Source organism: Bacillus sp. SJZ110, from assembly GCF_006715455.1.
In the GTDB taxonomy this organism is placed as follows: domain Bacteria; phylum Bacillota; class Bacilli; order Bacillales; family Bacillaceae; genus Bacillus; species Bacillus subtilis.
Window position 1 is genome coordinate 1 of record NZ_VFNF01000002.1, and the last position, 14,551, is coordinate 14,551.

A 14,551-nucleotide genomic window follows, 5' to 3' on the forward strand; every position below is an offset into this window, starting at 1 on the left:
CCCTGAAAGATGATCAGGTTGATAGGTCTGAGGTGGAAGTGTGGCGACACATGGAGCTGACAGATACTAATCGATCGAGGACTTAACCATATTTTTGAATGATGGCACACCTGTTATCTAGTTTTGAGAGAATAAGTTTTTTCGAAAAAACACTTGATTTTCTCAAGAATACATAGTATAATGTTAAATGTCACTGAAATTGTCTGGTGATGATGGCGAAGAGGTCACACCCGTTCCCATGCCGAACACGGAAGTTAAGCTCTTCAGCGCCGATGGTAGTCGGGGGTTTCCCCCTGTGAGAGTAGGACATCGCCAGGCAGACTTCATTCCGCAGTAGCTCAGTGGTAGAGCTATCGGCTGTTAACCGATCGGTCGTAGGTTCGAATCCTACCTGCGGAGCCATTATTGGAGAGCTGTCCGAGTGGTCGAAGGAGCACGATTGGAAATCGTGTAGGCGGTCAACTCCGTCTCAAGGGTTCGAATCCCTTGCTCTCCGCCACTGATACTTATACATAATTACAATTGAAAGTCTGGGCCCGTTGGTCAAGCGGTTAAGACACCGCCCTTTCACGGCGGTAACACGGGTTCGAATCCCGTACGGGTCATTATATGATGGAGGATTAGCTCAGCTGGGAGAGCATCTGCCTTACAAGCAGAGGGTCGGCGGTTCGAGCCCGTCATCCTCCACCATTATATCATCGCGGGGTGGAGCAGTTCGGTAGCTCGTCGGGCTCATAACCCGAAGGTCGCAGGTTCAAATCCTGCCCCCGCAACCAAATTTCAAAATGGTCCGGTAGTTCAGTTGGTTAGAATGCCTGCCTGTCACGCAGGAGGTCGCGGGTTCGAGTCCCGTCCGGACCGCCATTTAAATACTTAGGCTCGGTAGCTCAGTTGGTAGAGCAACGGACTGAAAATCCGTGTGTCGGCGGTTCGATTCCGTCCCGAGCCACCACCTATGCCGGTGTAGCTCAATTGGTAGAGCAACTGACTTGTAATCAGTAGGTTGGGGGTTCAAGTCCTCTTGCCGGCACTGTTTTTTCAAAATTTAATGTGGAGGGGTAGCGAAGTGGCTAAACGCGGCGGACTGTAAATCCGCTCCCTCAGGGTTCGGCAGTTCGAATCTGCCCCCCTCCACCATTTATAGGGGCATAGTTTAACGGTAGAACAGAGGTCTCCAAAACCTCCGGTGTGGGTTCGATTCCTACTGCCCCTGCCAAATTTATGACATCTTGAGATTATGGCGGTTGTGGCGAAGTGGTTAACGCACCAGATTGTGGCTCTGGCACTCGTGGGTTCGATTCCCATCAATCGCCCCATATTATCATTGGGCTATAGCCAAGCGGTAAGGCAACGGACTTTGACTCCGTCATGCGTTGGTTCGAATCCAGCTAGCCCAGTCTCACTTTTTATATCAACTGCATATAATGTATTAAGTCCATTTAAAATGCGGAAGTAGTTCAGTGGTAGAACACCACCTTGCCAAGGTGGGGGTCGCGGGTTCGAATCCCGTCTTCCGCTCCAATTACGGCGGCATAGCCAAGTGGTAAGGCAGAGGTCTGCAAAACCTTTATCCCCGGTTCGAATCCGGGTGTCGCCTTCTTATTGCCGGGGTGGTGGAATTGGCAGACACACAGGACTTAAAATCCTGCGGTAGGTGACTACCGTGCCGGTTCAAGTCCGGCCCTCGGCACCAATTTTACTTACATGGTAAGTTGAATTGGTGTTTGTGTTTTATCATTATAACTAATCATATTAATGATCTACATAAGTAGATCATTTTTTTAATGCTTTGATTTATCATAACAAGTTAAGTTCCGAGGCCTATTATAAAGCGGCTGTATAGCTAGTCTTTCAACACTTTTATTTTTATTTCCAAAAAAACTTTTTTGAAATACGTTGACACTTTATGAGATCCATGATATAGTTATATTCGTCGGTTAGATACGACGTAAAACTTGCCGGTGTGGCGGAATTGGCAGACGCGCACGACTCAAAATCGTGTTCCTTCTGGAGTGTCGGTTCGACCCCGACCACCGGTATACTGAAAAACCCGTTTCTTAATAGACACGGGTTTTTATTTTTTATTAAAGAAAAGGAGCCGAGGCTCCTTTTTATACTTACTCAGCGTATTGGTCTAAGATCTCTTCTAACACCTCTTCAAGCTCTTCTGCATCTTCAAGCTCTGATTGGCTGAAACGGACGCGTACAAGCTGTTCTCCGTCATTATACATCTCTTCCAGCCATCCTCGCAGTCCTCTTGCCCTGCGGTCGACTTCGAAAATGATTTCCAAACCGTCTTCGTCTAAAAGGAAAATGAGCTCTAATTCATCAAGCATCTGACGATAATATCCGGAAGTCGGAACGAATTCGAATTCTTGAACGAACGGAAGGCGGCGTCGGAAGTAGGGCGCTTGTTCACAGTCTGCTTCGTTAAGACGGAAGCCCAGGTTTTCGATTGCTTCCAGCACATTTTCAATCCAAGGGTGCGCTTCAACGAAAATGCGGTCATGATCGGATTTATCGATACCGCCTTGAATGTCAAGGTCTGTCACCACGGCAACCTCTACTTTCCCTACAGTCATCGGCGTATCTAGAGGCAGAGTGAATGTAAACGGAAATTGATGCTCTTCACCAGGCTGTATGGTAAATGAACCAGTGACCCGGAAAGAATGAATTGTAGCGTATTTCCGGTGCTCTTCATCGTCTTTTACAATGACATACCGTGTGCTAAGCTGTAAATCGATATAACGGATGTCCTGAGCGATTTTTCCGCCTTTGACATGTACCGTTCCCTGTACTTCTTCTCCTGGAAAATATGCGTCTTTTTCTAAAATTGTATCTACTTTTGCAGCTCCAATTCCGGCACTTGCCGCAAGTTTCTTAAAAAATGACATGTTAGATCTTCCCCTTTTTCTTTTTTCTCAACAGATATACGCAAGAAGGAGGAAAAAAGATTCGTTTGATTCATACTTTTTTCCTATTATTCGTCTCGGCCTAGGGACAGACTAAGAATAATATTGAAAATAAAGGAGTGGATGGAAGTGAATAAAGAAAGTTTGGTTGCAGATGAATTACACAGAATGTTTTTGGCTGGTGAGCTGCAAATCACAGTAGAGGAGGATATAAACAATATTTCCGAAAGGCTGAGAAACGGCGATCTCAGTTTAGACCGATTAAGCGGTGAAGACGCGTTTATAAAAGAAACGGTAAATGAGGCTTTAAGAAGAGTGGAGCAATAAAAAAGAGACGGCATCTCATCTTTGAGATCCCGTCTCTTTTTGTGGTCTTTGCTGTAAGATAAATCTAATCGATTTGATTTGGAATTGCTCACCCGAGCCATCCCTTTTCTAACAGAAGATCTGACAGTTCATCATGGAGATAAACAGTTGTATCTAATTGATCATGCAATGCTATTCTGATGTGGGGATTTTCGGCTTCTGTTATTGCGACAGTGTATTTGTTAATGCTGGTTTTTATTGTTGTTAACAAATCAAGAATATCTTTGGGACAAAGACTTTGTTCAATGGGAAACCACCCCCTTTGTTTTTTTAGCAGCTCCTGATAAGAAAGTATTTGGCTTTGTTTCTTGCTTCTATACAAAATGCTATAATAAGCAACAAATTTTGTTGGGGGGTGTGATGATGAAGCAGATTATTGCGATGGGGGGCGGGGGTTTTTCGATGGAGCCGGATAATTTGTCCCTCGATCAATATATCCTCAATCAATCAAAACGAGAGCAGCCTCGTATTTGTTTTTTGCCGACGGCGAGCGGAGATTCCCAAAACTATATTCAGCGGTTTTATCATGCATTTCAAACACTGGATTGTGTGCCGTCTCACTTATCTTTGTTTAAGCCGCCATCAACAGATTTAACTTCTTTTGTTATGGAAATGGACGTGATTTATGTTGGCGGGGGAAATACGCGGAATTTACTTGTGTTATGGAAAGAGTGGGGGCTTGACCAGATTCTTAGGGAAGCATGGAAGAACGGTGTGGTTTTAGCTGGATTAAGTGCCGGTGCGATCTGCTGGTTTGAAGAAGGGGTGACGGATTCAGCCGGACCGCTGACAAGTTTGAAAAGTTTAGGTTTTTTGCAAGGGAGCTTTTGTCCCCATTATGACGGGGAAAAGGATCGGAGACCGGCATACCACCAGCTGATATCTAACAAGTTCTTATGCAGTGGCTATGCAGCGGATGATGGGGCTGCTCTCCATTTCATAAATGATCAGCTGTTTCAGACTGTGAGTTCAAGGTCGGAAGGAAAGGCATATCGGGTGATGATGGCTGAACATGAAATAGCTGAAATTCCGTTGCCGGTCAAATATTTAGGGTGAAATTGGCTGAATATTATCTATATTCCTCTTTTTTTCAGATTGATTTTATGATAAGATGAGTGCGAAATCAATAGTTACTGGGGGTGCCCGCTTTCGGGCTGAGAGAGAAGGTAAGCTTCTTAACCCTTTGGACCTGATCTGGTTCGTACCAGCGTGGGGAAGTAGAGGAATTGTTTTTGTTATTGTCTTGCTGGGCAATAATATGTTTCTTTCTGACTGTAACCGGGTTCATTTATATGAATCCGGTTTTTTGTGCTGGTTATGGGCTTGATTTTGTCCTTTCAAACGTAGAGAGGGGAAGGAAAAGTAATGCAAAACAATTCAGTGCAGCAAGCCAACATTTCCATTATGTCAAGTTTTTCAGGCAGCAAGAAGGTATACGTGGAGGGTTCTTCTTCGGACATCCAAGTGCCGATGAGGGAGATCCTATTGAGTCCGACGACGGGATCGTTCGGCGAAGAGGAAAACGCGCCTGTGCGTGTCTATGATACAAGCGGACCGTATACGGACCCTGAAGTAACCATTAATATTCAAGAAGGATTAAAGCCGCTCCGCCAAAAATGGATCACAGAGCGCGGTGACGTGGAAGAGTATGAAGGTCGGGCTATAAAACCAGAAGATAACGGTTATAAAAAAGCAAATCCAAACGTAAGTTACCCAGGATTAAAGCGGAAACCGCTGAGGGCGAAGGCAGGTCAAAATGTCACACAAATGCACTATGCAAAAAAGGGGATCATTACACCTGAGATGGAATTTATCGCCATTCGTGAGCATGTGTCTCCTGAATTCGTCAGAGACGAGGTAGCCAGCGGCCGGGCGATTATTCCTTCAAACATTAATCACCCTGAAAGTGAGCCAATGATTATCGGCCGGAATTTTCATGTGAAGATTAATGCGAATATCGGGAATTCAGCGGTTACGTCATCCATTGAAGAAGAAGTGGAAAAAATGACGTGGGCCATCCGCTGGGGAGCGGATACGATGATGGATCTCTCTACCGGAAAAGATATTCATACGACGCGTGAATGGATTATCCGCAATTGCCCCGTGCCTGTGGGAACTGTTCCGATTTATCAGGCGCTTGAAAAAGTAAACGGCGTAGCGGAGGATTTAACGTGGGAGATTTATCGTGATACGCTAATCGAGCAGGCAGAGCAGGGAGTGGATTATTTTACGATTCACGCGGGTGTTTTGCTTAGGTATGTACCGCTGACTGCCAAACGGACAACTGGTATTGTGTCACGCGGGGGAGCGATTATGGCGCAGTGGTGTCTGGCTCATCATCAAGAAAGCTTTTTATACACACATTTTGAAGAAATATGTGAGATTATGAAAATGTATGATATTGCTTTCTCACTTGGGGATGGTTTGCGTCCCGGATCAATTGCTGATGCCAATGACGAAGCGCAGTTTGCTGAATTAGAGACGCTTGGAGAGCTGACGCAAATTGCCTGGAAGCATGATGTTCAGGTGATGATTGAGGGTCCTGGACATGTTCCGATGCATAAAATCAAAGAGAACGTCGATAAACAAATGGACATTTGTAAAGAAGCGCCTTTTTACACATTGGGGCCGTTGACAACGGATATTGCGCCGGGATATGACCATATTACTTCAGCGATCGGAGCGGCGATGATCGGTTGGTATGGGACAGCAATGCTTTGTTATGTAACGCCGAAGGAGCATTTGGGGCTGCCAAACCGTGATGATGTTCGTGAAGGAGTCATTACATATAAGATCGCTGCGCACGCTGCGGACCTTGCAAAAGGGCATCCCGGAGCGCAAATCCGGGATGATGCGTTATCGAAAGCCCGTTTTGAATTCCGCTGGCGGGATCAGTTTAATTTATCTCTTGATCCGGAGAGAGCCCTTGAATACCATGATGAAACCCTGCCTGCTGAAGGAGCAAAAACCGCTCACTTTTGTTCCATGTGCGGCCCGAAATTTTGCAGCATGAGAATTTCACAGGATATTCGGGATTATGCGAAGAAAAACGATCTCAGTGAAGCAGAAGCCATAAATAAAGGATTAAAAGAAAAAGCAAAAGAGTTTGTCGATACGGGAAGCAATTTATATCAATAAATAAGATGAAGATGGAGAATGCTCCATCTTCATTTTTTTAGAAAAACAGAGAGCGTCGAAGCGGAGGAATACTCTGTTCAAAGCGGAAAACATTTTCTGGATCATATTTCGTTTTGACACGGCGGAGTCGTTCAACGTTTTCGCCGTAATATGTTCTTGGCCAGTTTCTGATTTTGATATCTGGCCAATTTACGTAGTCTCCCATCGTTTAACTCGAAAGTCCGGATCATCCCGTGTCACGATACGTCCGGTCAATTTTGTCTTTTCCACACACCCACATCTCTTTCTCTCGTATTCTAGTTTCTCTAGCTTATGCGTCAGGGGATAAGAGTGTATAAGGAAAAAGCGGGGATGCAATCTGATATAGTATCAATACCCTCAAAAAATAGTTGACAGGTCGGTATTGTATGAATTAACATGGTCAGTACAAATTTTTCAAATTTATCGCGCTGATCGGGACACCGAAGGCTCTTATCTTTTAGATAAGGGCCTTTTTTGTATGAAAAAGGAGGGATTATTGATGGGAGTCAAAAAAGAAAAGGGGAGAAAACGATTCAGGAAGCGAAAAACCTACGGGAATCAGATTTTGCCGCTTGAGCTGCTGATTGAAAAAAACAAACGAGAGATTATAAACAGCGCGGAACTCATGGAAGAAATTTATATGAAGATTGATGAGAAGCATACGCAATGTGTAACTAAATATAAAAAAACCCGCTGACTACAGCGGGTTTTTGCATTTCTCCATTAAGCATCTTTTTTAATCGGCAATCCAAGGCCTTCTGCCACGCGTTTTCCGTATTCAGGATCCGCTTTGTAGAAGTGCTCGATTTGGCGCAGCTTGATTTCTTCTTTTTCTACCGGCTTCATAGCATTAACGATATTTTCAACAAGGCGGGTACGTTCATCTTCACTCATTAAACGATACAGATCACCGGCTTGAGTGTAGTGATCGTTGTGATCGTAGCTTACGCTGTCAGCGATACCTTGTACCGGATATGCTGCTTGCTTATCTTCAGGTGACTCTTTCGGACCGCCGAAGCTGTTAGGCTCGTAATACACAGATCCGCCGCCGTTATCATCAAAACGCATTTGCCCATCACGCTGATAATTGTTTACTTTGTTGCGTGCGCGGTTGATTGGCAGCGCTTGATGGTTTGCACCGACACGGTAGCGGTGTGCATCATGATAAGCAAAAAGTCGGCCTTGAAGCATTTTATCCGGTGAAACATCAATACCAGGCACGAGGGTTCCAGGTGAAAATGTCGCTTGTTCTACCTCTGCAAAGTAGTTTTCCGGATTTCTGTCTAGAACCATGCGTCCGACCTCGATTAACGGGTAGTCTTTTTGAGACCAAACTTTTGTGACATCAAACGGATCGAAACGGTACGTATTTGCATCTTCTAAAGGCATGATTTGCACATATAGTTTCCATGCAGGATAATCACCGTTTTCGATTGCGTTGAAAAGGTCTTCTGTATGGTAATCAGGGTTTTCACCGGCAATTTTTGCTGCCGTATTGACATCAAGGTTTTTCACGCCTTGTTCTGTTTTAAAGTGATATTTAATCCATACGCCTTCGCCTTCGGCATTTGTCCATTTGAATGTATGGCTTCCGAAGCCGTGCATGTGGCGAAGTGTCGCAGGAATTCCGCGGTCAGACATCAGGATTGTCACTTGGTGCAGTGACTCTGGTGAAAGTGACCAGAAATCCCATACAGCCGTAGGGTTTTTCAGGTGTGTTTTTGGATCTCTTTTTTGTGTATGGATGAAATCAGGGAACTTAATCGCATCGCGGATAAAGAATACAGGCGTATTGTTGCCGACGATGTCGTAGTTTCCTTCTTCAGTATAAAATTTAACAGCAAATCCGCGCGGGTCGCGAACTGTGTCAGCAGAGCCAAGTTCACCGGCAACTGTTGAGAAACGGATGAACAACGGTGTGCGTTTGCCGACTTCAGAAAGGAAAGCGGCTTTCGTGTATTTTGTTACGTCGTTTGTCACTTCAAAATATCCGTGTGCGCCTGCTCCTTTGGCGTGAACAACACGTTCAGGAACACGTTCTCGGTTGAAATGGGCCAATTTTTCGAGTAAATGTACATCTTGAATTAAAGTTGGTCCGCGAGAACCGGCAGTCATTGAGTTTTGATTATCTCCAACCGGAGCGCCCCAGCTAGTTGTCAGTTTATTTGAACTCATGTTATCACCTCTTGGAATTTATAAGAACATAATATCATCTCTAAGTAAAAAGTCAATATTATTTTATAATTATTATAAAATAGTTATCTCTATTAATCGATATCTAGTATCGAAAGTGTTGAAAAGCCTTGTTGTAACAGCTTTTTATGACACTTAATAATTTTTGGAGAAATAATTTTTCCTTCTCTATTTGCGAAACAAGCAGAGTAAGTGATAAACAAGGATATCAAAAATCGTATTTAAAAAAGAGTTGACATATCGGAATAATTTGAATTAACATGTTATTCAAACAAAAAAACAATTGGGCAGCTGATCGGACCGCCGAAGGCTCTCATCTCTACAAGAACAGAGATGGGGGCCTTTTTGTTTTTTTGAAGGCGGGGTTGGCAGAAAGAGAGGGATAAAAGTGGCTGTGACCATCAGCATCAAAGAAAAGGCATTTGTTCAAGAGGGCCGCAAAATCACGGTCTTAGAGAACATAGAATTATCAATCGCACCAGGCGAATTTCTAACGCTTATCGGACCGAGCGGGTGCGGAAAAAGCACCCTGTTAAAGATTATTGCAGGACTTGATTCTGAATATGACGGGAGTGTTGAAATTAACGGCCGCAGCGTAACAGCTCCGGGTATTCAGCAAGGATTTATTTTTCAGGAACACCGCCTCTTTCCTTGGCTGACTGTTGAGCAGAATATTGCAGCCGACTTGAATTTGAAGGACCCAAAAGTCAAACAAAAGGTGGATGAACTGATCGAGATTGTCAGATTGAAAGGATCGGAAAAAGCATATCCGCGCGAGCTGTCAGGCGGCATGTCACAAAGAGTAGCCATCGCCCGGGCCCTGCTGCGGGAGCCTGAGGTGCTGCTTTTAGATGAACCGTTTGGTGCACTCGACGCTTTTACAAGAAAACACCTGCAGGACGTGCTGCTGGATATATGGAGGAGGAAAAAAACAACGATGATTCTCGTGACTCATGATATAGATGAATCTGTTTATTTAGGAAATGAGCTTGCGATCCTTAAGGCCAAACCGGGGAAAATCCATAAGCTGATGCCCATTCACCTGGCGTATCCGCGGAACCGGACGACTCCGGATTTCCAAGCGATCAGACAGAGAGTGCTGTCGGAATTCGAGAAAACAGAAGATTTGGAGTACGCAGAAGGATCAGGGATATAGAAAGGGCGGAAGCGGAAATGAAAAAAGGACTCATTGTATTGGTTGCCGTTATTTTTCTGCTCGCAGGCTGTGGAGCAAATGGAGCCAGCGGTGACCACAAACAATTGAAGGAAATTCGTATTGGTATTCAGCAAAGCTTAAGCCCGCTTTTGATCGCAAAAGAAAAAGGCTGGTTCGAAGATGCATTTGAAAAAGAAGGCATCAAAGTGAAATGGGTGGAGTTTCAAAGCGGTCCGCCCCAATTTGAAGGCCTTGCGGCAGACAAACTTGATTTTTCTCAAGTCGGTAATTCGCCTGTGATCGCTGGACAGGCGGCAGGCATTGACTTTAAAGAAATCGGTTTGTCTCAGGACGGCTTGAAAGCAAACGGCATCCTTGTCAATCAAAACAGCGGCATTCAAGACGTTAAGGACTTAAAGGGGAAGAAAATTGCAGTCGCCAAAGGCAGCAGCGGGTTTGATTTTTTGTATAAAGCGCTTGATCAAGTGGGGTTGTCAGCTAACGATATGACAATTATTCAGCTTCAGCCTGATGAAGCAGCTTCCGCATTTGAAAACGGATCTGTTGATGCCTGGTCCATTTGGGAGCCGTACTTGTCTTTAGAAACAATGAAACACGGAGCAAAAATCCTTGTGAACGGAGAAAGCACAGATTTATATTCACCGGGTTTTACTTTAGTAAGAACAAAGTTTTCAGAAGAGCATCCAGACGAAGTGGTCCGTTTTCTGAAGGTGTTTAATAAAGCCGTTGTATGGCAAAAGGAACATCTGGATGAAGCAGCGGACTTGTATTCTGACATTAAAGATCTCGATAAAAAGGTCGTCGAAAATGTGCTGAAAAATACTGAACCTCTGAATGAGGTCATCAGTGACGACATTGTGAAAGCGCAGCAGGAAACAGCAGATTTTCAATTTCGAACAAAGGCGATAGATAAGAAGATTGATGTGAAGGATGTTGTCGATAACACTTTTATCAAAAAAGCATTAGAGGAACATTCCTCAGGAGGTGATCAATGATGAAAGCAGAGGCTGCGGGCTCGCTGCCCAAAACGAATGCGGAAGCGGTGCGAAAAAAGCCCGGAAGGAAGAGATACGGCTGGATGAAGGGGCTTTTACTGCCCGCTGTCATCATTGCCATCTGGCAGATCATCGGCGGGCTGGGAGTTGTGTCCGCTACAGTGCTGCCTACACCTGTTACGATTGTTCTGACCTTTAAGGAGCTTATTTTGTCCGGCGAACTGTTCGGCCATCTGCAAATCAGCATTTATCGGGCGGCGCTTGGTTTTTTGCTTGGCGCAGGGCTTGGATTGATGATCGGGATTTTGGCCGGATTCTCCAAACGGACGGAGCTGTATCTTGATCCGTCGTTGCAAATGCTTAGAACCGTACCTCATCTGGCCGTCACGCCGCTGTTTATTTTATGGTTCGGATTTGACGAAGTATCTAAAATTTTGCTGATTGCGCTCGGTGCCTTCTTTCCTGTCTATATCAATACGTTTAACGGCATCCGCGGGGTTGACGCGAAGCTGTTTGAAGTCGCCCGGGTGCTTGAATTTAAATGGCATCAGCAGATATCCAAAGTGATATTGCCGGCAGCCCTGCCCAACATATTGCTAGGCATTCGCTTATCGCTCGGCATTGCATGGCTCGGGCTCGTTGTGGCAGAGCTGATGGGCTCAAGCTCGGGAGTCGGCTATATGATCATGGATGCGAGACAGTTTTCACAAACGAATAAAGTCTTTGCAGGGATTATCATTTTTGCAGTGGTTGGAAAGCTGACGGATTCCTTCGTCAGGCTGCTTGAACGAAAGCTGTTAAAGTGGAGAAACAGCTACGAAGGATAAAAGATATAAAGGGGAGATGAATATGGAAATTCTTTGGTTTATACCGACTCATGGAGACGCGAGATATTTAGGATCTGAAAGTGATGGACGGACTGCGGATCATCTTTACTTTAAACAAGTCGCGCAGGCGGCAGACAGGCTGGGATATACAGGAGTTCTTCTGCCAACGGGAAGATCGTGCGAGGACCCGTGGCTTACAGCGTCGGCACTGGCAGGAGAAACAAAGGACTTAAAGTTTTTAGTCGCGGTAAGACCTGGTTTAATGCAGCCTTCTCTGGCAGCCAGAATGACATCCACCCTAGACCGCATTTCAGACGGCCGGCTGCTGATCAACGTTGTGGCAGGGGGCGATCCGTATGAGCTGGCAGGCGATGGCCTGTTTATCAGCCATGATGAGCGCTACGAGGCAACAGACGAATTTTTAACCGTTTGGCGGAGACTTTTGCAGGGAGAAACGGTTTCCTATGAAGGAAAGCATATAAAAGTGGAAAACAGCAATCTGCTTTTCCCGCCGCAGCAAGAGCCGCATCCGCCCATCTATTTCGGTGGTTCGTCACAGGCTGGGATTGAAGCTGCCGCAAAGCATACAGACGTGTACTTGACATGGGGTGAGCCGCCTGAACAAGTAAAAGAAAAAATAGAAAGAGTCAAAAAGCAAGCGGCAAAAGAAGGGAGATCCGTTCGATTTGGCATTAGGCTGCATGTCATTGCCCGTGAAACTGAACAAGAGGCATGGGAAGCGGCAGAGCGCTTGATCAGCCACTTGGATGATGACACCATTGCCAAAGCGCAGGCAGCTTTGAGCCGTTACGACTCTTCAGGCCAGCAGCGGATGGCCGTCCTTCATCAAGGCGATCGGACGAAGCTTGAAATCAGCCCGAATCTGTGGGCGGGGATCGGCCTGGTCAGAGGAGGGGCAGGAACAGCTCTTGTCGGTGATCCGCAGACGATTGCCGACCGGATAGCGGAGTACAAGGCACTCGGCATAGAATCGTTTATATTCTCCGGCTATCCGCATTTAGAAGAAGCGTATTATTTTGCAGAGCTTGTATTTCCGCTTTTGCCGTTTGAAAATGATCGGACGAGAAAGCTTCAGAACAAAAGGGGAGAAGCGGTAGGAAACACTTATTTTGTCAAAGAGAAAAATGCATGAGTTTAACTAAAATACAGCCCCCCGAACATGGTATGATATTCAAAAAAAGGGGGCTTTTTTTCTGAAAACATTGAGAAGCGCGGCAGTCATTTGCCTCATAGCTATGCTGTCAGCATGCGGACATTCAAAACAGATGGAAATCAAAGCGGCGGACATATCAGATCTTGAAAAAAACAGAATGGATGTCGCAGCTTCACAGGCATTCACTGCCGAAGCCGTCAATATCGGTGAAGGTATTTCTTCAGCTGACATGTACATCGAACATTATCAAAAGGGAAAGCTTGTTGAGAGGTTTGGACCGGTTCGTGCAGATTATTCAGAGGAAAAACCCGATACCATACAATTTGTTTATTTTGAGAATGAAGAGGGGGAAGGAAAGAATAAACATACCACCATTCATTTTGGCATTGTGGATAAACAGGGAAATATAGCGGCTGATTCATCGGTGAAACGCGACGATAGCACAACACAGGAAATGACTCAGAATATTTCATCGCCGGAACCGATTACTTTCGAGAAGCCTGCTTTGATCGGCAGTAGTATTAGAGGGACTGACGAGACAATGCACACCTCTGAACATAAAAAAGAGCTCATTAAGCATCAAGATGCGTTACTGTATTATGTGGAATTGCATCATTAGAGTGGGCGGCTTCAAGCCGTCTGTTTTACAAAGCGGTATGCTTGCTTTTTTGAATGGTGCATGATACATTTTAAATCGTAACAATTTCGATTTAAAGGGAGGCTATGTGACTTGGCTAAAAAATCAAAAGTGGCAAAAGAGTTAAAACGCCAACAGCTTGTTGAGCAATACGCTGGTATTAGACGCGAGTTGAAGGAAAAAGGAGATTACGAGGCACTCAGCAAGCTGCCAAGAGATTCAGCACCGGGAAGGCTTCACAACCGCTGCATGGTAACGGGGCGCCCGAGAGCATATATGAGGAAGTTTAAAATGTCCAGAATCGCTTTCAGGGAGCTGGCCCATAAAGGCCAGATTCCCGGTGTGAAAAAAGCAAGCTGGTAAGAAAAAACTCCGGCCGATTACAGCGCGCCGGAGTTTTTTTCGTTTTTCTTGAAAGAGATGACGTAGGAAAGGTGCTGGATGATCATGATGATAAACACAATAATAATAGGGAAAAACGGAATGCGCGATTGAAATAGCGGATAAAAAATGAGAAGAACCGCTGCGGCAGGCAGCGAGAAGTAGACAGCGATATATGACGCGCGACATGCTTTTGCCGTCATCATCTGCTCTCTTTCATCCTGCTCTTCAAACTCATCAGGCAGAAGAAGCTGTTTTCTGGCAGGGCGGCTTTTTTTCTGTAAGTACAAATAAACCGCAGACGCCGCAACAAACAGAATAAAGGGGGTGAGGTTTAATTCAAACACCATCCCGCCGCTCTTTGTGTCGAAAAAAGATGCAATTCCTTCTGAGGCTTCAAAGTATGCAATCAGCGTCCAGCATGCAAGGCCAAATAACACAAGGTGAAAAGCTGCTTTTGTTTTCATGCTCATCTTAGTTTTCCTCCTCTAACCAAAAGACATCCTCCATTTTCATGGAGAAGGCTTTGCAGATTTTCAGTGCTAACAGCAGTGAGGGAACATAATCGCCTTTTTCGATAGCAGCCACAGTCTGTCTTGTGACGCCGACTGTTTCTCCTAGTTTTTCCTGAGAATAGCCGAAGCGTGCCCTCAGCTCTTTTACTTTATTTTTCATCATGACGTCTGTCCCCTTCACAATCTCGATTGATTATATTGTATAGTATACTTAA

15 protein-coding genes, 16 tRNA genes, 2 rRNA genes, 1 pseudogene and 1 riboswitch are annotated in these 14,551 nt (G+C 45.1%); of the genes and pseudogenes, 28 read left to right on the forward strand and 6 right to left on the reverse strand.

Translation table 11 applies throughout. The features are described from left to right. The 18 genes from FB592_RS05415 to FB592_RS05500 all read left to right on the forward strand — a co-directional run. Window positions 1–90, forward strand: a 23S ribosomal RNA gene (locus tag FB592_RS05415); the annotation flags it as partial. A gap of 112 nt (window positions 91–202) precedes the next feature. Beyond that, window positions 203–318 (forward strand): 5S ribosomal RNA (gene rrf, locus FB592_RS05420). Window positions 319–327: 9 nt separating this feature from the next. Then, window positions 328–402, forward strand: a tRNA-Asn gene (locus FB592_RS05425). A gap of 5 nt (window positions 403–407) precedes the next feature. Beyond that, window positions 408–499 (forward strand) — tRNA-Ser (locus FB592_RS05430). A gap of 34 nt (window positions 500–533) precedes the next feature. Beyond that, window positions 534–605: transfer RNA gene (locus FB592_RS05435), tRNA-Glu, on the forward strand. Window positions 606–614: 9 nt separating this feature from the next. Further along, a tRNA-Val gene (locus tag FB592_RS05440) sits at window positions 615–690 on the forward strand. Between the two features lie 9 nt (window positions 691–699). Then, a tRNA-Met gene (locus tag FB592_RS05445) sits at window positions 700–776 on the forward strand. An 11-nt stretch (window positions 777–787) separates the two neighbouring features. Further along, a tRNA-Asp gene (locus tag FB592_RS05450) sits at window positions 788–864 on the forward strand. Between the two features lie 12 nt (window positions 865–876). Continuing rightward, window positions 877–952 (forward strand) — tRNA-Phe (locus FB592_RS05455). A gap of 5 nt (window positions 953–957) precedes the next feature. Further along, a tRNA-Thr gene (locus FB592_RS05460) sits at window positions 958–1,030 on the forward strand. Window positions 1,031–1,052: 22 nt separating this feature from the next. Next, window positions 1,053–1,137 (forward strand) — tRNA-Tyr (locus FB592_RS05465). A 5-nt stretch (window positions 1,138–1,142) separates the two neighbouring features. Continuing rightward, window positions 1,143–1,216, forward strand: a tRNA-Trp gene (locus tag FB592_RS05470). 24 nt (window positions 1,217–1,240) lie between these two features. Continuing rightward, window positions 1,241–1,316: transfer RNA gene (locus FB592_RS05475), tRNA-His, on the forward strand. 9 nt (window positions 1,317–1,325) lie between these two features. After that, a tRNA-Gln gene (locus FB592_RS05480) sits at window positions 1,326–1,397 on the forward strand. 49 nt (window positions 1,398–1,446) lie between these two features. Then, window positions 1,447–1,521 (forward strand) — tRNA-Gly (locus tag FB592_RS05485). A gap of 5 nt (window positions 1,522–1,526) precedes the next feature. Then, window positions 1,527–1,597 (forward strand) — tRNA-Cys (locus FB592_RS05490). Window positions 1,598–1,604: 7 nt separating this feature from the next. Beyond that, window positions 1,605–1,693, forward strand: a tRNA-Leu gene (locus FB592_RS05495). Window positions 1,694–1,957: 264 nt separating this feature from the next. Then, a tRNA-Leu gene (locus FB592_RS05500) sits at window positions 1,958–2,039 on the forward strand. A gap of 78 nt (window positions 2,040–2,117) precedes the next feature. Here the strand turns inward: FB592_RS05500 and spo0M are convergent. After that, on the reverse strand, window positions 2,118–2,894 hold the full coding sequence (gene spo0M, locus FB592_RS05505; protein ID WP_017697518.1) for a sporulation control protein Spo0M: 777 nt from the start codon (window positions 2,892–2,894) through the stop codon (window positions 2,118–2,120). 141 nt (window positions 2,895–3,035) lie between these two features. Between spo0M and FB592_RS05510 the strand changes: the two genes are divergently transcribed. Beyond that, a complete protein-coding gene (locus FB592_RS05510; protein WP_014479229.1) occupies window positions 3,036–3,239 on the forward strand; it encodes a hypothetical protein in 204 nt (67 codons plus the stop codon). Window positions 3,240–3,327: 88 nt separating this feature from the next. On the opposite strand, the gene FB592_RS05515 is transcribed toward FB592_RS05510, so the two are convergent. After that, window positions 3,328–3,600: a spore coat protein gene (locus tag FB592_RS05515; RefSeq protein ID WP_014479230.1), complete on the reverse strand. Its 273-nt coding sequence runs from the start codon at window positions 3,598–3,600 to the stop codon at window positions 3,328–3,330. A 41-nt stretch (window positions 3,601–3,641) separates the two neighbouring features. Here FB592_RS05515 and FB592_RS05520 point away from each other — a divergent pair, with 41 nt between their 5' ends. Both FB592_RS05520 and thiC read left to right on the forward strand, forming a co-directional pair. Next, entirely contained in the window at window positions 3,642–4,334 is a 693-nt protein-coding gene (locus FB592_RS05520; protein ID WP_032725255.1) for a Type 1 glutamine amidotransferase-like domain-containing protein, read from the forward strand. A 69-nt stretch (window positions 4,335–4,403) separates the two neighbouring features. After that, window positions 4,404–4,511: riboswitch (TPP riboswitch) on the forward strand. 132 nt (window positions 4,512–4,643) lie between these two features. Beyond that, complete coding sequence (thiC, locus tag FB592_RS05525) at window positions 4,644–6,416, forward strand: phosphomethylpyrimidine synthase ThiC (RefSeq protein WP_017697515.1); 1,773 nt, start codon at window positions 4,644–4,646, stop codon at window positions 6,414–6,416. 37 nt (window positions 6,417–6,453) lie between these two features. Here thiC and FB592_RS05530 read toward each other — a convergent pair. Further along, window positions 6,454–6,624: pseudogene (locus FB592_RS05530) on the reverse strand (BBE domain-containing protein); the annotation flags it as partial. Window positions 6,625–6,936: 312 nt separating this feature from the next. Here FB592_RS05530 and senS point away from each other — a divergent pair. Continuing rightward, entirely contained in the window at window positions 6,937–7,134 is a 198-nt protein-coding gene (gene senS, locus FB592_RS05535; RefSeq protein ID WP_003245192.1) for a transcriptional regulator SenS, read from the forward strand. Window positions 7,135–7,160: 26 nt separating this feature from the next. On the opposite strand, the gene katA is transcribed toward senS, so the two are convergent. Further along, window positions 7,161–8,612, reverse strand: a complete 1,452-nt coding sequence (gene katA, locus FB592_RS05540; RefSeq protein WP_014476225.1) for a catalase KatA — start codon at window positions 8,610–8,612, stop codon at window positions 7,161–7,163. A gap of 406 nt (window positions 8,613–9,018) precedes the next feature. Between katA and FB592_RS05545 the strand changes: the two genes are divergently transcribed. The 6 genes from FB592_RS05545 to rpsN all read left to right on the forward strand — a co-directional run bounded on the left by FB592_RS05545 (window position 9,019) and on the right by rpsN (window position 13,803). Next, window positions 9,019–9,786, forward strand: a complete 768-nt coding sequence (locus FB592_RS05545; protein WP_072176040.1) for an ABC transporter ATP-binding protein — start codon at window positions 9,019–9,021, stop codon at window positions 9,784–9,786. Window positions 9,787–9,803: 17 nt separating this feature from the next. Next, window positions 9,804–10,802, forward strand: coding sequence for an aliphatic sulfonate ABC transporter substrate-binding protein (locus FB592_RS05550; protein ID WP_141949363.1), 999 nt, complete (start codon window positions 9,804–9,806; stop codon window positions 10,800–10,802). Further along, window positions 10,799–11,629 carry an ABC transporter permease gene (locus tag FB592_RS05555; protein ID WP_072176038.1) on the forward strand — a complete coding sequence of 277 codons (831 nt, stop codon included), beginning with the start codon at window positions 10,799–10,801 and terminating at the stop codon, window positions 11,627–11,629. The genes FB592_RS05550 and FB592_RS05555 overlap by 4 nt, the downstream gene beginning before the upstream one ends. 22 nt (window positions 11,630–11,651) lie before the next feature. Then, window positions 11,652–12,782, forward strand: coding sequence for an FMNH2-dependent alkanesulfonate monooxygenase (gene ssuD, locus FB592_RS05560; protein WP_141949364.1), 1,131 nt, complete (start codon window positions 11,652–11,654; stop codon window positions 12,780–12,782). Between the two features lie 103 nt (window positions 12,783–12,885). After that, window positions 12,886–13,422, forward strand: a complete 537-nt coding sequence (locus FB592_RS05565) for a hypothetical protein (RefSeq protein ID WP_032725752.1) — start codon at window positions 12,886–12,888, stop codon at window positions 13,420–13,422. A gap of 111 nt (window positions 13,423–13,533) precedes the next feature. Beyond that, entirely contained in the window at window positions 13,534–13,803 is a 270-nt protein-coding gene (gene rpsN / locus FB592_RS05570; RefSeq protein ID WP_003233455.1) for a 30S ribosomal protein S14, read from the forward strand. A 17-nt stretch (window positions 13,804–13,820) separates the two neighbouring features. Here rpsN and FB592_RS05575 read toward each other — a convergent pair whose 3' ends face one another. Continuing rightward, a complete protein-coding gene (locus tag FB592_RS05575) occupies window positions 13,821–14,294 on the reverse strand; it encodes a hypothetical protein (RefSeq protein ID WP_141949365.1) in 474 nt (157 codons plus the stop codon). A 1-nt stretch (window position 14,295) separates the two neighbouring features. Then, window positions 14,296–14,496: a helix-turn-helix transcriptional regulator gene (locus tag FB592_RS05580; protein ID WP_009966860.1), complete on the reverse strand. Its 201-nt coding sequence runs from the start codon at window positions 14,494–14,496 to the stop codon at window positions 14,296–14,298. Between the last annotated feature and the right edge of the window lie 55 nt (window positions 14,497–14,551).